We start from the raw sequence: 21,215 nt of genomic DNA on the forward strand, positions 1-21,215 counted from the left end.
TTATCTTTATTGTATTTGTGGAGATCGCGGGCTTGAAGGTTAATCCCGAGTCTCGTGATCCCATGAAAACTTGTTCGAAATTTCACAATCCCGTTTGTTTACTGGGAGCTTATATAAACAGTTTAGTTTATAATCCCATAACGGACTGTGACAAATATCACCTTTTCTAACTTTTCGGTGATATTTGTCACTCTCGTCACAGTTATGATATTTCTGGTTTTAACTTGATCTTAACTTAGTTTTCGAATTTTCCGTAGAATGCGTTCCGGTATACGTCAGCAAGTTCAGTAACCAGTGGCAACTTCGGATTAGCTGTTGTACATTGGTCTTCAAATGCACGGTCAGCCAAGTAATCTACGCGGGATTCGAAGTCTTTAGCATCAAAGCCCAGCTCTTGGAAGGACAATGGAATACCCAGGTTCTTGTTCATTTCGCGAATTTTGTTGATCAAGCTGTTTACGCCTTCTTCAGTTGTACGAGCTGGCAATCCCAGAATACGGGCAATTTCAGCATAACGCTCGTCAGCGATGAAGTGCGAGTATTTAGGGAACGCAGCGAACTTAGTAGGTTTTTTAGCATTGTAGCGGATAACGTGCGGCATAAGGATCGCGTTAGTACGACCGTGTGCCGTGTGATATTGTCCGCCCCATTTGTGAGCCAAACTGTGGTTAATACCCAAGAATGCATTAGCAAAGGCCATACCAGCAAGTGTAGATGCATTGTGCATTTTCTCACGGGCAAGCGGATCTGCTTCAAGTGCTGATTTTTCAAGGTATTGAACTACCAGTTGGATTGCTTTGATAGCAAGACCATCGGAATAATCACTTGCCATTACTGAAACATAAGCTTCAATAGCATGTGTAAGTACGTCCATACCAGTATCTGCTACTGCAAACTTAGGCAATGAGTATACGAATTCCGGATCAATGATAGCTACGTCTGGAGTTAATTCATAATCAGCTAGCGGATATTTAGTGTGAACATCTGTTGTTTTGTCAGTGATAACTGCAAAGGATGTTACTTCTGAACCTGTACCCGAAGTTGTTGGGATCGCTACGAACTTAGCTTTTTGACCCAAACGTGGGTATTTGTAGATCCGTTTACGGATATCCATGAACTTTTGTTTCAAGTTGTGGAAATCAGTATCTGGGTATTCATAGAACAACCACATAGCTTTGGCAGCATCCATTGGGGAACCGCCACCCAGTGCGATAATGCAGTCTGGTTGGAATCTAGCCATCATTGCTGTACCTTTATCAACTGTTGTAGTTGATGGATCTGGTTCAACTTCAGAGAACACTTCGATAACTACAGGTGTTTGGCGTTGACGCAGATAATGCTCAACTCTTTCAACATAGCCCAGTTTTACCATCATAGGGTCAGTGATGATTGCTACACGAGTAATATCAGGCATTTTTGCCAGGTATTGTGTACAACCTTTTTCGAAGTAAATCTTGTTAGGCACTTTAAACCATTGCATATTCACGGTACGACGGTTCACCCTTTTCACGTTGATCAAGTTAATGGCAGTAACGTTCTGAGATACCGAGTTGCGTCCGTAAGAACCACAGCCCAATGTAAGTGAAGGGATATTAGTGTTATAAAGATCGCCAATTGCACCATGAGTAGAAGGTGAGTTCACGATAATACGTCCTGTTTGCAGACGGTGCGAGAATTTAAGGATAACTTCTTCATTATAGGAATGAATCGCGGAACTGTGTCCCATGCCGCCGAATTCAACGATTTCAGCTGCACGTGCAATCCCTTGATCAGCATTTTTCACTTTGTAGCAAGCAAGTACTGGGCTTAATTTCTCAGCAGACAGTGGGAATTTAGTTCCTACGCCTTCGAGTTCAGCAACCAGAATTTTAGTTCCAGCAGGAACTTGAATACCGCACATTTCAGCGATCTTCACTGCAGATTGTCCAACAATCGCAGGGTTTACTGCGCATTTTTCAACATTCATTGCGCCAGCAGTCAGTTTTGCAGCTTCTTCTTTATTCACGAAGTAACAACCGTTAGCGATCATTTTCTTCTTCACTTGGTCGAAGATTGGCTCTTCAATGATAACTGCTTGTTCAGAAGCACAAATCATACCATTATCGAAAGATTTAGAAAGAATAAGGTCAGTTACTGCTTGATCCAGATCAGCACTCTTCTCAATGAAGCAAGGAACGTTACCAGGTCCAACGCCAAGTGCAGGTTTACCGCAGCTGTAAGCCGCTTTAACCATTGCAGAACCACCAGTTGCCAAAATCAAAGCAACATCATTGTTGTTCATCAATGCATTTGTTTTGTCCATAGTTGGAGCTTCGATCCATTGGATACAGTTCTCAGGAGCGCCTGCTTTTACAGCAGCTTCAGCAAGGATTCTTGCAGCTTCACGGCTGCACTCTTGTGCTGAAGGGTGGAAACCGAATATAATTGGGTTACGTGTCTTAATGGAAATCAACGCTTTGAACATTGTAGTTGACGTAGGGTTAGTAACTGGAGTAATACCCATAACGATTCCGACAGGTTCTGCGATCTTTTGGAAGTTGTCGTATTTGTTGTCTTCAATGATGCCTACTGTTTTATCATTTTTGATGTTGTTGTAGATATACTCTGTTGCGAAGATGTTCTTGATGATTTTGTCTTCATATACTCCGCGACCCGTTTCTTCGATAGCCATTTTCGCCAAATGCATGTGTTTATCGAGACCAGCCAATGCCATGGCTTGCACGATCTTGTTCACTTGCTCTTGGTCGAGCAACATGAACTCCTCTAATGCTTTCTTAGCTTTGTCAACTACCGTCTGAATATATTCTTCAGCGGTAGGTTGTTTAACTTGGGCGGCTACTTCATTTTTTACTGCCATCTCCCTCGTCCTCCTATCAATTTTTAAAGTTGTTTTTCTCTACGGATTTATCTTACCACATCATTCTCCATATGCATAGTGAAATCTTTCACATACTATAAATTTTTTTTGATTTGTTTTCAAAGCGCTTACATTCGATCATAATAAGTATCTATTGACATTTTTTATAAATAAATTAGCCATTAAACTTCACTTTGTGAGGTTAGCCCTGTCTGTTATTGTTGCTTTTTAGGGAAAAGATGATAACAATATAAGCCCATTGATTTAGTGAGCTTAATTTATTCTTTAGAAAAACTCCTTCTATTATTCCTTGGGTTTTTGCCTATCATAATTATAAGGGCTTTCTATTATCAGCCCAAAACATACCAAAACCGACTCCATATCAGAGTCGGTTTCTGGTATTCATCATGCTCTTATCAACTACTGAACTTTAATGGTATCAAAGAATTTCTCTTGTACAATTTTAGCGGCGTTATCTAACTGTGTTTTAGAATCTGTACCTTTTTTGGAGAACAGCTCCTGAATTTCATTAGACATCGTAGCATAGTAGTCCTGAGTGTTATATTGCGCTTCAGGCTTGCCGTCGAGCAGAGCCATAATGTCAGGACTATATTGGTATACATTATCGAACTTGTCGTAAACCGCTTTAGTTTTCTTACCAAACTCGGAATCCGCTGAGTAGTAGTCAAGAAGCGGTGGTATGAAGTATTTGCCGTCCGTTGTACGTTGTTGAAGAGTGGCATCCAGAGCTTCCAATCCTTTATCAGAGAAATAATCGAAAGTAATATAACGGAAAGCCATCTCTTGTTCGTCTTTGGTTGCATTTGGATTGATAACAAGATAGTCCCCACCGAGTACACCTGTATGCTTACCGCCCTTTTCAGCCGCAGGCATCGGATAAGTCAGCACATCTTCAGGCTTCAATCCACCTTGATTCAACGCCTGCTCGATAACGCCGTCAGAACCTGCTATAACCATTGCAGTACGTCCTTGCTGGAAGGCGCCAACCGCGTCGCCCCAACCCAGTGCCCAGTCCTGAGGAATAGCATTAGCTTCCCATCTCAGCTTTTTGTAGAAATCTAATGCTTTAACACCTGCTTCAGAGTTAAAGGTTGCAACCACTTTGTCTCCTTCAATCTTCTGGATTTCACCACCGGCTTCAAACAAGAAGTTAGTCCAGTTCCAGCCGGCTTCGTTGCCTTTACCCATTGGAGCGATACCCGAAATCCCCTTCTTGGGATCAGCTACGCCTTTGGCTGTATTCAGCATATCTTCCCAAGTCCAGTCCATGGAAGGAACAGCAACACCTTTGTCATCGAGCATTTTCTTATTAATCATCGTTGTCGTAACATAACCCTTTTGTGTTACACCGAAAACCTTACCGTCAATGATGAATTGATTTTGCAGAACAGGGTTGATTTGATCCTTGAATTCATATTTATTCCACAGATCCGTTACATCGGCAACCCAGCCTCTTTCTACTAGAAATTTGGCTTCTGTTGCATAAGTATTGAAGAAAGTAGGCGCTTCGTTTGCAGCCATCTTCACACCGATTTCACTTACATTGTACTGCCAGTCATCTTTTACAATCTCAACGTTCGGATATTCTGCCTGGAATCGTTTGATCTTGTCGTCTTCCTGTGTTCTAATTTCAGTCAAGTCAGGTGTAGGATAGTGGACCTTAATCGTCACTTTCCTATTCGTAATATCATCCTCTGCCGGAGCATTGGTTGGTGCATCGGTAGCCGTGTTAGTCACCGCCGGTGCATTATTACCTTTCTTATTCTCCGCTGCATTGTTGTTCCCGCCGCAAGCCGACAAGAGCGAGCCTGTCACAAGAAGGCATAGCAGCATGCTGGAAAATTTACGCATTGAAACTCCCCTTTTCAATTTCATAATTATCTTACAACTTCATCATAAAAGAGAGAACGTTTCCAAACGAGGTGTATTTATATTCCTTTCATGTGCATGTTTACGATTCGCATGTCAACCTCTCATTATCCCTTAACCGCCGACAAAGCAACCCCGCGCATAATGAATTTTTGGAAGATCAGGAATACGATAACCGGAGGTAAGGTGACAATAAACAAAATGGCAAACTTGATATTCGTATTGAGCGCTCTCACATTAATTACATATTTATATACAGCTGTTGCGAGTGTGTACTTTTCTTCAGAGTGCATAACCAGCGATGGCCAGAACCAGTCATTCCAAGCTGTGGAGAAAATAAATATCGCCAGTGTCGCAAAAATCGGGATCGACAAAGGTACAGCGATCATGAAGAAGCTTCTTGGCTCCGAGGCGCCATCGATCCGTGCAGCTTCAAATATCTCGGGATGAATGCCATCAAAGAAATTTTTCAGCAACAGGAAGTAAAAGGTGTTCGCACCCGCCGGCAACCAGAACGCCGCATACTGATTCAGCAGTCCCAGTTCCTTTAAGTTCACGAAGTTCGGAATCATGTAGCTGCTTGCCGGAATAAACAAGGTCATCAAGAAGAAGAAATAGAAAGCTTTTTTATAAGGGACATTCATACGGGAGATGCTAAATGATGCCATTCCCAGCACTACTAGCGTAACTATCATATTGCCTGCAAAAATATAAAGTGTATTTCGCAGGTACATCGGCAGATCCATATACTCCAACGCTTTGGATAAATTCTCAAAGTGCCATTCCTGCGGAATGAAGTGCGGCGGGAAGGAATTTACTTCCTGATTGGACTTTAGCCCGTTGAACATTGTCATACTGATCGGGTAAAGCATGGTTAAGACCATAATGATGATGACCAGAACCATAATACCATAGACGATTTTATTACTTGTTTTTTTCAAATCATGCTCCGAAAGAATACCTCTATCTGCGCTCTTCATCCTAGATGTCCTCCTTATTAAGCTTGAACTGTAAAATGCCCAAACCGCCGAGGACAATGAACATTAGCATGCCAAGCGCCGTAGCTGTTCCATAATCCAATCTTGTAAACGCATATTTCACAATCAGCAGAGCATAGGTCAGCGTCGTATTGTTAGGACCACCGTCCAAGAGTGCCAGCTGGGATTGATAGCCCTGTGAAGTACCAATAATCTGCAAGATCAGCATCAAAATGATCAAATTACGCATCGAAGGTAATGTAATATGACGAATCCGAGCCCACACTCCTGCACCGTCTATCTCCGCTGCTTCATACCAGTCTCTCGGTATACTGAGCACAGCGGCCAGATATATCAACATCCCTGATCCAAACTGCTGCCAGGTTTCCATAAAGACAAGTGAGATCATCGACCATTTGGGATCTGTCAGAAAAGAAATCTGATCGAGTCCGAACGTTGTTAGCAACGCGTTAATGGGCCCAACCGGATCATACAGCCATCTCCATAGACCATATAACACGACACCCGGCACAACAAACGGAAGATACGCCGCGACCCGCACAAAACCTCCGAATTTCCGCAATTCAGAAATGGCTATGGCAAAGGCAATCGGTACCCAGAAACCAATGATTAGACAGAGGACCATATAATACAATGTGTTCTTAACGGCCTTCAAAACATCAGGATCGCTCAAAGCCCTGGAGTAATTCTCCAAACCGACAAAATGGTTTCCTTTGACGAAGTCCACATAATAAAAGCTGTAAAGAAGCCCCTTGAAAATAGGAACCCACATAAACATAATAAAGATGATAATCGCGGGTACGAGGAACATATATCCCCAGAAGTTTTTTTTCCATCGGTTTTGCTTGTAGGGCTTGCTTTCCTTTATAGCTGGATGCTGCTCAATCATTGATGCAGTTTGGTTCATCAGGCTCCCTCTTTCCTTTTTCTTTCAGCATCTTTATACAAAATGCCTTCCTACTTAAATTGTAGAAAAAGAGGGTTATATTGAACATGTCTAAATCTACCGCAATGATGGGTGTTCTTACTTCTTCAAATCACTGGGGCTAATTCCGTAATATTTTTTGAATATTTTGCTAAAATGCTCCGGTGATTCATAGCCCACCTTCTCCGAAATCTCGTACCTCCGTAAATCTGTATTCAAAATCAACTCACGGCTCTCTTCCATCCGAAGCTTGATTACGTATTCCCATAAATTGAAGCCGGTATTTTTTTTGAAAAGGTAGCTGAGATAGTTGGGACTTACATGATTTTTCTTAGCCACCTCATGGATCGTCAATCCCTTTTGCGTATAGTTCTCCTCGATGTATTCCTTGGCCTTCTGTACAATAAGGTTGCTGCGGGTATGCAGTTCCTCAGCGGAGGGGTCCGCCGTATAGTTGTTCCAGTTAAAATCCCCATAATAAAACACATAATAGTCGCTGTGCTCCTCGTTCCATAGAATCGCTTTGGAGGCTTGTCGGTTAAGAACATCCATGAATGAGATTCCTTTTAGAATCTGACTAATGCCCACGACACAATTGACATGCAAATATTTATGTATATTAAAATGGAGGCTGCGGCCCAGAATATCCAGCCTGTTAATTTGACCTGCAGCTGTTTCCGCATAGCTCTGCTCATCCCACTGAATAATGACTGATATTTCTTCATCCGGTGAATAAAAGGCGATGGATTTCCATTCCTGATCCAATAGCTCCTTGGCAATATTCAGCACTGCATAGCGTAGGAGAAGCCCGTCCCGCGCACTGTATTTTTTGTTCGTAGCGTCAACAGTAAGCGGAGCTTTAATCTTGATAATCGAGAAAAAAGGGCCCTGCAAGCCCAACGTGTCCAATTTCTCCAAAGAACTTTGGTTACTAAGCACAGAGGTACTGTCTAGGAGCAGCAAGTTCAACAACTCACTATATTCAGGAAGTGGCTCCTCCAGGCGGAAATACTCACCCATGCCAGGTGTGAAAGTAGCTAGCTCCGGTGATGGTTTACCCATTTTAAGCAAAACATTTCGTACAGAATCCAAAAATTGCTCGCTGTTAAGCGGCTTGATTAAATAATCCTTGGCTCCAAGACGTACGGCCATCTGGGCATATTGAAATGTTTCGTGGGCGGATATGACAATCGTCTGAACCCACGGCTTCGCCAGCTTGGCATGCTGCATCAACTCAATTCCGCTCATCGCCCCCATCTGGATATCGGTGACCAGTAGATCGATGTCTTCCATCCGGATACAGTCCAACGCCTCGAACCCGCTAAGTGCGGTATAGATATGACCTACATCCAGACCTGAAGAAGCTAACAAGCTGCTCAGGCCTTTGCAAATTAGCGGTTCGTCATCTACAACCAGAATATTATACATAGGTAATTCTCCTTTACTCTAAATTTCCGGTGTCGGGAGCTTAACGGTTACTATAGTCCCTCCCGCGTCACGTTGCTCATAGCTCATTCCATAATCAGGCCCAAAATGCAGTTGAATGCGCTGATTTATATTGCGGATGCCGTATCCGCTAAGCGTATTGGGCTCCTCATCATTTAACAATTTACCTATTGTTTCATAATCCACTGGTTTATACCCGTTATCTTCAATAGTAATGATAATACTCTCGTCCCGCTCGAAAGCACTAATGATGATTACTCCGTCTTCCGCCATATTTTTCACACCATGGATAATTGCATTCTCTATAAGAGGCTGCAAGGTGATTTTGGGAATGAGATTAAGCTTGGTGTCGGCCTCGATATTCCAGACTACCTCAAAGACATAATCGTAACGAAGCTGCTGCAGTTTGATATACGCAGAGGCATGTTCCAGCTCTTCCTCCAGTGTAATGAGCTCCCGTCCACGACTCAGGCTGATTTTCATCAACTTAGAAAGCTCCTTGATCATCACGGCAGATTCGACATTACCTTCGAGTGAGCTTTTCCAATAGATACTTTCCAGCGTGTTATATAGTAAATGGGGGTTGATCTGCTGATAGAGCAGCTGCAGCTGTGATTCCTTCTGCTTCAATTCCATTTGGTACTTATAAGTGATTAAGCTGTTTAGTCTTCGGGCCATATCATAAGTAGATCCAATCAGCACACTTACTTCATCATTGCTCCCCCGTCGTGGTGTCTCAGGAACCCGATTGCCAGGTTCGTATTTGCGGACGAAAAAAGCAAGCTTTTGCAGCGGTGTCATGAGTGAGCGCCAAAAATAGGTGATAATAATAAGTCCGAACAAGGCATAAGCAACGGTTATATATTGAATAACCCTTTTCATTTCGTTCTGCTGTTGCAATAGTGCTTTGACGGGTATTTTATAGATGAGTTTTTGTCCAAGAGAATGGTTATTATTGACGACATAAATAAAGTCAGAGGTAATTACATCCACTGTACCTTCAGGATCTTCCGTCTCGATGACCTCCGGTAAAGTAATGATCTCACCTGTCACGTCTGAAGTGGAAGCCAGCACACGGTTATTCGAGTCCGTCAGATAGATTTCTCCATCCGGCAAGGAGATGTTTTTGAGCGATTCACCGATTTTGGATTCCATTTTCGTTACCACTAGCACCCCGATCGTTCCGGTACCCTTATAAATGTTGTTCACAGCTCTAATATACGTAAGTGTCTTCAGGTTCTCGGCCTGCGGACTCAGTTTCTCCACGAACATCAGGTATCCGCGCCCTTTTTGCTCCACTGCATGTTTGAACCAGTACGGCTCTTCTCCTTTGGTAAAGAAATAAACCCCTGACTTTTTGAGTTGAGGGAAATTAGGCGCGAAAAAGTAGTACTCCTGTGGGTCATAGATATAGAGGGAATAATAAATGCCGTCCTTTCGCTCCACTTCCTGCGAGTAGCTGGCCAAGAGCTTTTCTATATTCTCATATCTCTTTACCCGCTCTAGAACCGGATCATTTCCGGTCATATTAATCTGCTGCAAAATAGGATTCTGGATAACTGTCGATGTGATTTTGTTGACGGTCTCAATATCCCTGTTAATTATAGTGAAGTTCTGTTTGTTCAATTCCACATAAGCGTTGGTTACATGACGCTTGAGAATTTGCTCGGCCTTCATATTTCCGTAGCTGTTCAGTATCAATATTGGCGAAATCATAATCAGAAACAGCAATAAAAGCTGCTGCTTTACGTTCAGCTTCACAAGCGGCTTTATCAGCCCAGACAACATCCTATCCACCTCCAGCTTCAATACTATAACAAAGCGTAAAGCGCTTACCTATGTTCATTTTAAAGTTTATTAGGTGCATTTGTATGTAGTTTTTTTCTGTTGGCGGGGTGTTATATGGCAGGTGATCAGGTCGTCACTACGTAGAGTGTTTGGACTTTCGGCCGCTGTTGTCTCCGGATTTTTTTGATTTTGACCGCTTATTAGCGGATAAAATCCGGATACAAAGGCGGACGCTGACGCTCCTACAGTTCCAAACCTCCACTTCGTGACTCCAATCACCTGGCTTCTTAAAAGCCCGCAAACAGAAAAAAGATGTGGGGCAGGTGGTTCGGTCCATGTGATTTCACATGAGACCTCACTGATGCTAAAACTAGAGATTTACTGGAACAGAGGCGGGCGCTGACGCCACTATAGTTCCAAACCTCTTCCCAAACACAAAAGGCTTGGGAAAAGGAGCATCGGCCCATGTTTCACATGGTACCCATTATAGAACTAGCAAGCTCTGACTTACGGGATAATGGGGGCGCTGCCAAGACCTCCACTTCGTGACTCCTATCATCAATAAGAACACCTTAATAATCCTACTCATCACCTCAGCTGGAGGTAAAGGTGATTCCTGAATGAACAAAGAAAACGCTCCTTGTGAAATGGATAGGTGGAACTCCATTTTCCAATGAGCGATTTCTTTTACTGAAAAAGTTTTTTATGTTTGGCCCCCCCCCCCCCGGAAATTAGCGGAGAGGACGGAACGATTGTGGAAAAGCGACAGCGTTCGCCTTTGTCTCCAGATGTACACTGCTAAGTGTAATTCAATACATCTGGAGACAACAGCGATTGGAACAACGGTCCGTTCGCGGAGCGGCCTACAGAACAAGCCTAGCCCTCTAAAGCCGCAGCCGGGCCAAAGAATTCAAAATGAATATCACTTGCAGGGACTTCCCACTCTTTTAACGCGCTGTTCACAGCCTTCATAAAAGGCAAAGGTCCGCAGAAGTAGAACGCAGCATCTTTGGATGGGATCTTGCTTTGCAGCCAAGGAAGATCAATGAAGCCCGCTTTATGATAGGCATCCCCCTCTTGATCTTCCGCTGTTGGAGCTTCGTAGCACCAGGAGGCTGAGATTAGAGGGTTCTCACGAGTCAGCAGCTCGACTTCTTTCCGAAGTGCATGAGACAGGCCGTTCTGAGCTGCATGAATAAAAGTAACTTGTCGATCCGGTTCAGTCTCCGCCAGAGTGTTCAGCATACTAATCATTGGTGTTAATCCTACTCCACCGCTTATAAGTACAACGGGTCTCTTATCCTCGCGGTTTAATACAAATTCGCCCGCTGGAGCGGATAACAACAAGGTCCCGCCTTCCTTCACTTGCTCATGCAGATATTGAGATACTTTTCCTGCCGGCCGATCCAGAATCGCATCTTCACGCTTCACTGAAATACGGTAATAGGATTTGCCGGGTGCTTCGGAAAGGCTATATTGACGGATATGTGTATTGTTTTCTCCAGGGATATCGAGCTTTACACTGATATACTGTCCTGGTTCGAAGGAGGCAATCGCTTGACCATCCTCGGGAACCAAATAAAAGGAGGTAATTACGTTGCTCTCTTGGATCTTGCGTTCTACACGGAAAGCTCTGAAATCAGCCCAACCACCCGTTTGATTTTCAGCTTGTTTATACATTTGATCTTCAACGCCGATAAAAGCCCCCGCGATCACCCCATAGGCTTCAGCCCATGCCTCAAGGATCTCATCCGTTGCTGCATCCCCGAGTACTTCTTTAATCGCTGCCAAAAGATACTTCCCTACGATTGGATAATGCTCTGCCTGAATGCCTAGACTCCGATGCTTATGGGCAATCTGCTTCACCACCGGTAGAATTTCCTCAAGACGGTCAATATATTGGGCTGCGGCATAGACCGTGTTAGCCAATGCAGCCTGCTGTCTGCCCTGCTTTTGGTTCGCGTGATTAAAAATGTTCAAAAGCTCCGGATGATTCGTAAATAGCATTTGATAGAATTGTGTTGTGATAGCTGTACCGTGGACCTCTAGAACAGGTACGGTTGATTTAATCGTGTTGATTGTTTTTTCACTTAACATACGAATCCCTCCGCTTCTTTTATCCTTAACCTGTGTTTAAGTATAGAAGATGCAGGCTTACAATTAGTGATCCTAGTCACATTAAAAACAAACATTTGTGACAAATGTCACATTTCATTCTCTAGTATAGAGGTTCATTCGAAGCCAGGAAGCACATGCATCGGTCCAACCTTTTACATGTTCATCCTCTTCTGCCATTCCAAGCCCATGATAACCATGAGCATATACGTGAAGATCAAAGGGTACACCTTGACGCCTTAAAGCAGCTGCAAAGATAAGACTGTTTTCAACCGGAACCGCATCATCATCGGCAGTATGCCATAAGAAAACAGGAGGAGTATCTGCTCCCACCTGAAGCTCACTGCTTAGAAGATTTACCAGCTCTGCTTCTGGAGAAATGCCCAGCAGGTTTTCTTTTGAACCCTGGTGTCCGTATTCATCCTGCATCGAGATTACAGGGTAGCACAGAATCATCAAATCAGGGCGGCTGGATTGGCGCTCTATCGGATCGCTTGCTTCAGTGTTCCCCATATCAAATAACACCCCGGCTGTAGACGCTAGATGTCCCCCTGCAGAGAATCCCAATATCCCTATTCGTCCTTTATCCACCCGGAATTGTTCGGCATGATGTCGAACCGTCCGAATTGCCCGATGCGCATCCTGCAAGGCATGGGGATAACGGTATGGAGCTACACGGTAACGGAGTACAAATGCAGAAATGCCAAGCGTGTTCAACCATCTCGCTATCGGTTCTCCTTCATGATCTGCCCGCATCCCATAACCGCCGCCCGGACATATGACTACAGCAGCATTTCGATCCCCTTCTACCAAAAACGGTTCAATAGCCGGACAATCCTCATCCATAGCGCCCTCCGCTCCCGGAGCTCCATCTGGCCATAATAGCAGCATGTTCTTCAACATCTTTCAAACTTCCCTTCTATATATACTCTGCAAAATTGGTGGATTAAAGCAATCTTACTTCATTATAAATCCGTGTTTCAAGAGATACCCCTAACTCTGCCGCAAAAATAATTCAAAAAAAAAAGCAACGGCCTAACGGCCGTCACCTGAAATAAATGATTATTCAAAATTCACCCCAATACATGCAAACCAGCAATGACCTTGTCCGCCTCTTTCAGAACCTCAGGACTTCCAATGCCGACAACCTTCATTCCGGCAGCCTTTCCGGCCTGAACACCAGCTTCAGCATCCTCGAACACCACGCAGTCTTCCGGCTGCAGTTTCAGCCCTGCGCAGGCCATAAGAAACACCTCAGGATCCGGCTTGGCGAGAGACACCTTGTTTCCATCAATAACAACATCAAATAAGTGAGTAATGTTAAGCTTATCTAGTATGAATTCTGCATTTTTACTCGCAGACCCAAGCGCTATGCCTATCCCTCTCTCCCTTAGATCGGTTAAGTATTTTTTCACTCCAGGCAGCAGTTCTGACTCGTCCAGAGTTGAAATGTATTCTATATACCGACGATTTTTCTTCTCCGCGATAGCAATCTTCTGCTCGTCAGAGATTTCAACACCGCCGATCTCCAACAAAATATCCAGCGATCTCATCCGACTTACGCCCTTTAGCCGTTCATTGTGTTCTTCAGTAAACTCAAAGCCGAGTTCCTCTGCAAGCGAGCGCCAAGCGAGAAAATGGTATTTTGCGGTATCCACGATGACACCGTCCAGGTCAAAGATAGCACCTTTCATATGTTCCAACATTATGTTTGTATCCTCTCTGATTATGAATAACGGATCTGCAGTTGCACACCGGGTTGACACATTTCTACTTGTCCGCCAGATACAATAAAGTTCAAGGCTGACTTATTATCGGCGGAAGCCTGAATAGTAATTTCTTCACGTCCGACATGGAGACGGTAGTTCCCACCCCTCAGAACTACGGGCAACTCCACGGACTCCCATTGCTTAGGCATTGAGGGATTCAGGTGAACATCCTCCCCATTAAAATACAGACCTGCAAAGCCTAGAACAGCGGCCATCCAAGCCCCTCCATTGGCTGCAGGATGAGTGCCTCCGATATACAGATCGCCCACATACTGCTTGGATTCCCCTGTTAAATCCACCGTGGCTGTTCGCATAAAATAAGGGTAGCCCCAATCGGGAGCCCCGATATCTGCGGCAACCAATGCGTATATACATGGACTAAGGCTAGAGCCATGCTCAGTACGAGGCTCATAAAATTCCCAATTCGCTTTTTTAACTTCTTGCGAGAAGGAATGTTTAAAGAGATTAAGCATGAGCACGACGTCGGCTTGCTTCAGAATCGTAGTGGTCGTAGCGAGGCCATTCCCACCGCCCCAATACTCATGCTTGTTCAGGACGCGAGACTTCAGATCAGTCAGTGCTACCTCTTCCAGCGTAAAATAGCGGTCAAACTGCTCGATCACAAGGTTCTCAGTGTTAGGTTGCGGTACATAAAAATGCTCCAGCATCTCCTGAAATTCTGGCAGGAAGGGTCCCTCTTTGAAGGTATCAGTCATAGCTTCGAACGCTGCCGGGTGATTTGTTCTGAGATAATCAGCTGCTTGTATAGCAATCTCAAGCGTTTCTTTTACCAAAGCGTTCGTAAAGGCATTATTATTCACCCGCTCATGGTATTCGTCAGGGCCGGTCACATCCAAGATCTCATAGCGGGCTTTTACAGGATTGTAATAGGCATAGGAATAAAAGAATTTGGCACATTCCCATATCACTTCTGCCCCACCGTCCGTCAGCAGACTGTAGTCACCTGTGAATTGTACATACTGCCAGATTCCATGAACCACATCGGCGCTGATATGAACCTGTTTGTCACGGAAATACGTACGCATGGGCCGTCCGGTAAAGACATCATTAACATTAAACAAGGTGCAGGCATCATCACCTGTATCCTGGCTTTCCCAGGCGTAAAAAGCACCCAAAAATCCATATTCAGCAGCTTTACGCTTCGCACCTTCCAAGGTATGAACACGGTACATCATCAAGTTACGGGCAGTAACAGGGTCGCTATGCAGGAAAAAAGGAAGCATGAACATCTCCGTATCCCAGAACACTGCGCCTTTATATACTTGCCCGGACAATCCTCTTGCTGGAATGGACACCCTTTCCGAATGGGTTGGGGCTATAATCAACAACTGATAAATACTATATCGCAGAGCAAACTGGGCTTCCTGATCCCCTTTAATGATGACATCGGATAGGGACCACTTGTCTTCCCATTTCCGTTGGTGAGTCCCGAGTAGGACTTCATATCCTAAATTTACAGCAGCGTTAACCGTTGTTATCGCCTCATTAACGAGAGACTCTGTACCATCCAGACCGCTAAATACGGAGACATACTTATACCAAGTATAGGTGACTCCTGCCTGTGCTTTAAACGTGAGCTGACGAAGGAGAGAAGATTCATCGAGGCTCTGTTCCCCAAAACCGAACACGGCTAGTTCCGCTACAGCCACCGGAACCTTAAGTTCACCCGTTATTGCTGTGGAGATCATAATATGATCCATTGAATTTTTCTGAAGATCATTCAAATGGGGCCCATTAATATCCCAGACGTCATCGTCAATTCCTGTTTGAATAACTATGGTACAATCACGGGTTGTACACAATGTTAATTTGCTCACCATTAGATGAAGATTATCCATGCTGGCAAAACGTTCTGCCGTATACGTAACTGTGCCACCGTCAGGCCTTTTGTAAACCGTCTCCCGGCGGTGAAGCGCACTTCGTATATCAAGCTCCTGTCTGTGCGATATCACCTCTTGTTCAATCACAGTCAGAGGTTCTCCATCGCATAGTAAGGTTGTGAATAACCCATTCGGGGCATTGACAGGCTCACGCCACTGTTGACCGGATTTGTCATACAAACCTGCCAAGGTGACAGCAACCAGCTGCTCCTTACCAAACTCCTCAAGTGTGCCACGATAGCCCATATATCCGTTCCCGATCATAAACTTGTTCCCGTTCGTCGTTACACGCGCAAGATCGAACCCCGACTCCTCCACTGTCCAGTTCACTTGACCGCCATCCCCTTACCCAATGGAAGTTCCGCTCCGGTAGCATTAACTAGAAGCTTTTGTCCGTATACTAAGACTTCTGCACTTCCGCCTGTTACAGCTGTAAGACTTACTTTGCTCTGATCTACTGCAACACGCAGCAATACGCCCTCGTATAGAACTTGGAAGCTGTAAGATGTCCATTTCTCGGGCAGAGAGGGCTGGAACGAAAGTACTGAACCGTCCGAGCGCATGCCCCCAAAGCCATACACAATATTCATCCAAGCGGCTGCGATCGAAGTGGTATGAAGACCTTCACGCGTGTTGCGGTTGTAGTTATCCAGATCCAGCCGGGTAGCGAACTCAAAGAACTTATAAGCTTCATCAGGCTTGCCGATTTCTGCTGCCAGTATCGAATGAATAGAAGGTGATAAAGAGGACTCATGGATGCATCTCGGCTCGTAGTATTCATAGTTGGCAAGCTTGGATTCCTTAGAGAACTGTCCGCTGTATAAGAACATGAACATTAACACGTCCGGCTGCTTGATCATGTCGTACCGATACAATCGGTCATAGGACCAATTCGAGTAAAGCGGGAATTCGGTAACCGGTATAGAGTGGATGTCCATATGCGGCATATCAAAAAATCCATCGTGTTCTTCATATACGCCACTTTCCGGGTCCTGAGGTATGCGCATACGTTCTGCTTTGTCACTCCAGTCATCCAATTCTTGTTCTTCTAGCCCGGTTTTAAGGGTGATCTCGGCGAAGACCTCTGGTGCTGCAAGCTTCATCTCCCGAATACTATCCAGCGTATATTCGAATGATTTTTTGGCCATTAGATTGATATAGCAATTGTTATTGACCATCAACTGGAACTCATCCGGGCCCATAACACCGTAGTAGCCGTACTCTCCGCTCCGTTGACCCCATTGACCGCGTGTAGCATAGAAACGGCTGATCTGGATCAACATCTCCACACCTTTGCTGAACAAGAAGTCCCGATCTCCAGTAATGTTGACATAGTGCCAAATTCCGTAGGAGACAGCCGTGCCCACGTGCAGCTGTAAGTTGGAGTGCTGCCATAGATCACAGCTTTCGGTTCCATCTATAGTAGCAATAGGATAACAAGCACCCTTACAATCCACATCTTCCGCCCGTTGCATGGCTTGGGATAGGGTTTTGTATCGGAACTCTAATAGGCTCTTCGCCGCTTTGGGATTATTGAACATATAGAAGGGAAGGCAATAGGATTCCGTATCCCAAAAGGCTAACCCGCGGTACACTTCACCAGTCAGCCCTTTAGCACCAATGTTGAATCCCGGATGATCTCCGTGGTAGGTCTGATAGAGCTGAAAGATACAAAAACGGATGCCCTGCTGGTTCTCGGGATCACCTTCGATTTGAATATCGCTGGTCTCCCATATCCCGCTCCAATAGGACGCCTGATCGGAAAATACAACGGAAGCTTCCAGCTTCCCGGTTGTGATGGTCAACTCCATCCCTTCCTGCCACAGATCATAAGCCGACTTGGAGGAATCCGTATCGGAACAATTGACAGCAAGTTTAGTAAAGTGTGTCGACTCCCCTTGGGTCAGCTCCATGCTGAATCTTTGACCGATAAATTTATCCTTTACTACCCGAGTGGTATTCAATGTCTGAGGAGATTGCAGGGTGAAAGCAGAGAACAGCTTGTTTCCTGTATTCACTGTGCTTGCCATAATGGCTGATATTTCATCTGATTCACTGGTGCAGAGGACATTCCACATATTCTCGCCTCGCTCCTCGTGGATAATTCCAAAATCCAGACCGGAGCACACTTCGATACTTCCTGAGAAGTTAAGAGGCTTGAATGTTACCTGCTGCAGACCTAAATGGGTCATGGTCATACTGACCAGTCGAGTAAAGGTAATATGAAGGCTTTTCCCACTCTCTAGATGCCAAACCAGATCCCTCTGATACGTCCCCGTCTGGAAATCAAGCCGCCTGGTATAATCCGAAATTTTACTGCGGGCCAGATCCAACGTTTCCCCCTCTAATGAAATTCGAGTGTATAGCCAATCAACGGAATTGACCATGTAACGAAGCGAAGTAATAATACCTTTATAATGTTTGCCGATATCCAATTGTTCATTAAGGCCATTGAAATAACTGCCGAGCAGCATATCACCGCTATACCCTTCTTCGGCATATCCCCGTACACCCATATACTCATTTCCAAGTGAAAAAATAGATTCTGAGGTCCGGTTCCGTTCCGGATCAAAGCCCTCTTCAATAATTGCCCACGGATCTACTTTTAAATATTTGTCCGCTACTTTAGCCATGTATGATTTCTCCTTTGTCTTGGGTTCTATCCGCCTGCTCTTCCTGTCCTTCAAGATAAGCCGGGCGCTCACTTCCAAGAATAGCTCTAGAACTTGAAGCAGCCAATGTGCTGAAATCATCCGTTTATGTCTATTTATACGGAGTTGCAATAACAGAACATAAAAAAGAAGCTGGAAACCATTCTCTGTGAATGTTGGTCGCCAGCTGTTAATATTTGAAGTTGAACGTGCTATATACACCTATTTTACGAGAAATCATATTAAATCTCACACCTTTGAAGTGAAAATAATCACAATGTTAAAAAATTCGACACTTTTTACGCAAATTTATTACCCATTAAGAGGTATTCCAAGGTATAATTAATTTAAAATTTACTAAAAAATGAGGGAATAAAGGGGATGTCGATTATGAAGGAACATTACAATGTTATCGAAGCCCGCGGAAATACAAACTGTTTCTCCGAACAGAATTTTAACAGACTTCTAGTTACAATGAAAGAACGCATGGTACCAGAGGGTTCACACCTGTTCTGGGAAGGCGACTTTTCGGATAAATTGTTTTATATCAAACGTGGACGTGTGAAATTAACCAAATCTACAGACGAAGGTAAAGAATTAATTCTGTATATGTATCAAGCCGGCGATATGGTAGGCCAAGCTGACCCGTTCTTCAGTACGAAGCACAGTTTCACTGCGGAAGTAATCGAGGAAAGCGAAGTAGGTGTTATCGAACAAAAGGATCTGGAGATTCTGATCTGCCAGCATTGCGACTTTGCCATTGACTTCATGAAATGGATGGGTATCCACCACAGACTGACACAAACTAAATTCCGTGATTTGATGATGTATGGTAAGCCGGGAGCTCTCTGCTCTACATTGATCCGACTGGGCAATACGTATGGTGAGAAGAGCGGTGAGAACATACTGATTAACAAAAAGATAACGCATACCGACTTATCCAATATGATCGGTGCTACCCGTGAGAGTGTTAACCGGATGCTTAGCGATCTTCGTAAGAAAGATGCAGTTGAATATGAGAACGGTATGATTGTGATTAAGGATCTCGGCATGCTCCAAGACATTTGCCATTGCGAATTGTGTCCGAACGAAATTTGCCGAATTTAATTTCCTTTTAACATTACCCTCTATTCTCCTCATTGAAACATATATGGCCCAGTTATTGTTCGATTCATAAAATAGAGTGGTCAAAGGCGTCCGGATACTGGCGTCTTTTTTTCTATGTTCATATACTACCCCTCCCTTAAATCATACATTAGGAAAAAGGGGCTGTCCTATAAGCCATGAAAAGGCTACTTGGGACGGCCCCGCTGTTTTTGAGTCGGATTGACTTGTGCACATGGTGTGGACGCTCCACGAACGGACCGTTGCTACAATCGCTGTTGTGTCCAGATTTTAATTATTCCCCTTAGCGGTGAAAATCCGGACACAAAGGCGAACGCTACCGCTTTTCCACAATCGTTCCGTCCTCTCCGCTACTTTTAGCGGAATCCGTTCCAAAATCTTCTCTAAAAACAGCAAAAAGAAACCTCTCTTTGGTAAAATGGAGTTACCAAACAACCATTTCTTAGGAGAGGTTTCTTTTGTACATTCGAAAGCGAGCCAGTCTCCAATAACCTGGAGACTGGCTCGCTTTTTAGCTTTTAAGGCTTTGAAGTACAAAAAGCTATTTCATTCGTCAAAAATATTTACTTTTGAGACAGCCCCTTGTTTTTGTTTTGATCGTTTGCTGAAATTAGAGGTTTTTGAATGCCACGCACAGGTGAGATAAGCCAGTAAGCCATACCCACGAACACTGCGCCGCCGATCATGTTACCCAATGTTACAGGGATCATATTATGCAGCCACCCTGCAAACGTAATAGTTTCCGGGTGATTTGGAAGAATAAGAGCTACGCTAAGCAGTGTCATATTAGCCACACTATGCTCATAGCCACTGGCGATAAAGGCGAACAGACACCACCAGATCAAGATAAGCTTGGCTGCTTCACTCTTGGCACGGGAGGACATCCATATCGCCAAGCATACCAGCCAGTTACAGAGAATGCCGCGGAAGAACAGTTCCGAGAATGGAAGGCTCATTTTTTTGGCGGATGCTGCAAAGATTAAGTGCTCTGGTGGCGCCACACTGAACAATCCGGTACCTCGAATTAAAAGGGCAAGAATCACAGCACCTCCAACATTACCGATGAACACAAGAACCCAGTTCTTAAGAGTATCCGAAATACTTGTTCTGCCCGCAAGGGTACTTACGGTAAAGAACATGTTATTTCCAGTAAACAGCTCTGAGCCTGCAAAGATTACAAGGGTCAAAGCGATACCGAAGGAGGTACCCATTACAAGAGGTTGAAAAGGTGATTTGGCCGCTGCCAGTGGTGCTCCCAATGAGAAGATAAGGATAATACCAATACCTACATAAGCCCCTGCCAGCAGAGCCGCCAGGAAATACCTGGGCCAGCTTTCGTTCATTTTGTCCCGCTTACTGACTGCTGCTTCTACGATGTTCTCTACACTTTGAGTAAACATATTCCACCCCGTCGTCTATTTATATAATTATATGCTAACCGTCACCAAGTCCCCATCTATTGTAACAGGGTATGTCAATACTCTTCCATGATCCGGAGCTTGAACATCACCTGTTCGAAGATCAATTTTCCAGTCATACAGCGGATCGTACAAGTAGTACCCGGAAACCATACCCTCAGCCAAAGGTCCACCTTTGGGGTGAGGACTAGAATTCTCTAACGCATAGACAGTTCCGTCAGAGGTACGAAATATGGCCAGCTCTACATTTCCAGCGATCACCACACGTCCGATCTGCAGTAGAAAGTCCTGCACAGTGCCTACCGCATACTTTTGCTTTGTCAATTCCATCG

General features: G+C 44.4%; 14 protein-coding genes. 1 reads left to right on the forward strand and 13 read right to left on the reverse strand.

Annotated elements, in window-relative coordinates:
• Window positions 1-235 precede the first annotated feature (235 nt).
• The 11 genes from adhE to PWYN_RS25160 form a co-directional block, all read right to left on the reverse strand.
• On the reverse strand, window positions 236-2,857 hold the full coding sequence (gene adhE / locus PWYN_RS25110) for a bifunctional acetaldehyde-CoA/alcohol dehydrogenase (RefSeq protein WP_036657654.1): 2,622 nt from the start codon (window positions 2,855-2,857) through the stop codon (window positions 236-238).
• Window positions 2,858-3,277: 420 nt separating this feature from the next.
• A complete protein-coding gene (locus PWYN_RS25115) occupies window positions 3,278-4,729 on the reverse strand; it encodes an ABC transporter substrate-binding protein (RefSeq protein WP_036657658.1) in 1,452 nt (483 codons plus the stop codon).
• 125 nt (window positions 4,730-4,854) lie between these two features.
• On the reverse strand, window positions 4,855-5,727 hold the full coding sequence (locus PWYN_RS25120; RefSeq protein WP_036657662.1) for a carbohydrate ABC transporter permease: 873 nt from the start codon (window positions 5,725-5,727) through the stop codon (window positions 4,855-4,857).
• A 1-nt stretch (window position 5,728) separates the two neighbouring features.
• Window positions 5,729-6,634, reverse strand: a complete 906-nt coding sequence (locus PWYN_RS25125) for a carbohydrate ABC transporter permease (protein WP_420805829.1) — start codon at window positions 6,632-6,634, stop codon at window positions 5,729-5,731.
• Window positions 6,635-6,769: 135 nt separating this feature from the next.
• Window positions 6,770-8,098, reverse strand: coding sequence for a response regulator transcription factor (locus PWYN_RS25130; RefSeq protein ID WP_036657667.1), 1,329 nt, complete (start codon window positions 8,096-8,098; stop codon window positions 6,770-6,772).
• 18 nt (window positions 8,099-8,116) lie between these two features.
• Complete coding sequence (locus PWYN_RS25135) at window positions 8,117-9,904, reverse strand: cache domain-containing sensor histidine kinase (RefSeq protein ID WP_036657670.1); 1,788 nt, start codon at window positions 9,902-9,904, stop codon at window positions 8,117-8,119.
• Between the two features lie 876 nt (window positions 9,905-10,780).
• Complete coding sequence (gene hmpA / locus PWYN_RS25140; RefSeq protein ID WP_036657673.1) at window positions 10,781-12,001, reverse strand: NO-inducible flavohemoprotein; 1,221 nt, start codon at window positions 11,999-12,001, stop codon at window positions 10,781-10,783.
• A gap of 114 nt (window positions 12,002-12,115) precedes the next feature.
• Window positions 12,116-12,922 (reverse strand): alpha/beta hydrolase, encoded by an 807-nt coding sequence (locus PWYN_RS25145; protein WP_205622795.1) that lies wholly within the window; start codon window positions 12,920-12,922, stop codon window positions 12,116-12,118.
• A 170-nt stretch (window positions 12,923-13,092) separates the two neighbouring features.
• Complete coding sequence (gene pgmB, locus PWYN_RS25150; protein ID WP_036657676.1) at window positions 13,093-13,725, reverse strand: beta-phosphoglucomutase; 633 nt, start codon at window positions 13,723-13,725, stop codon at window positions 13,093-13,095.
• 20 nt (window positions 13,726-13,745) lie between these two features.
• Window positions 13,746-16,019, reverse strand: a complete 2,274-nt coding sequence (locus PWYN_RS25155; protein ID WP_036657679.1) for a glycosyl hydrolase family 65 domain-containing protein — start codon at window positions 16,017-16,019, stop codon at window positions 13,746-13,748.
• Window positions 16,016-18,322 (reverse strand): glycoside hydrolase family 65 protein, encoded by a 2,307-nt coding sequence (locus tag PWYN_RS25160; RefSeq protein WP_036657682.1) that lies wholly within the window; start codon window positions 18,320-18,322, stop codon window positions 16,016-16,018. Before PWYN_RS25160 ends, PWYN_RS25155 begins: the two co-directional genes overlap by 4 nt.
• A 408-nt stretch (window positions 18,323-18,730) precedes the next feature.
• On the opposite strand from PWYN_RS25160, the gene PWYN_RS25165 reads away from it, so the two are divergent.
• Complete coding sequence (locus PWYN_RS25165; RefSeq protein ID WP_036657685.1) at window positions 18,731-19,447, forward strand: Crp/Fnr family transcriptional regulator; 717 nt, start codon at window positions 18,731-18,733, stop codon at window positions 19,445-19,447.
• Window positions 19,448-20,028: 581 nt separating this feature from the next.
• On the opposite strand, the gene PWYN_RS25175 is transcribed toward PWYN_RS25165, so the two are convergent.
• Together PWYN_RS25175 and nirD are read right to left on the reverse strand one after the other, a co-directional pair.
• Entirely contained in the window at window positions 20,029-20,865 is an 837-nt protein-coding gene (locus PWYN_RS25175) for a formate/nitrite transporter family protein (RefSeq protein ID WP_036657692.1), read from the reverse strand.
• Between the two features lie 27 nt (window positions 20,866-20,892).
• On the reverse strand, window positions 20,893-21,213 hold the full coding sequence (gene nirD / locus PWYN_RS25180) for a nitrite reductase small subunit NirD (RefSeq protein WP_036657695.1): 321 nt from the start codon (window positions 21,211-21,213) through the stop codon (window positions 20,893-20,895).
• Window positions 21,214-21,215 lie beyond the last annotated feature (2 nt).

It is taken from the genome of Paenibacillus wynnii (assembly GCF_000757885.1).
Taxonomy (GTDB): Bacteria; Bacillota; Bacilli; order Paenibacillales; family Paenibacillaceae; genus Paenibacillus_AQ; species Paenibacillus_AQ wynnii.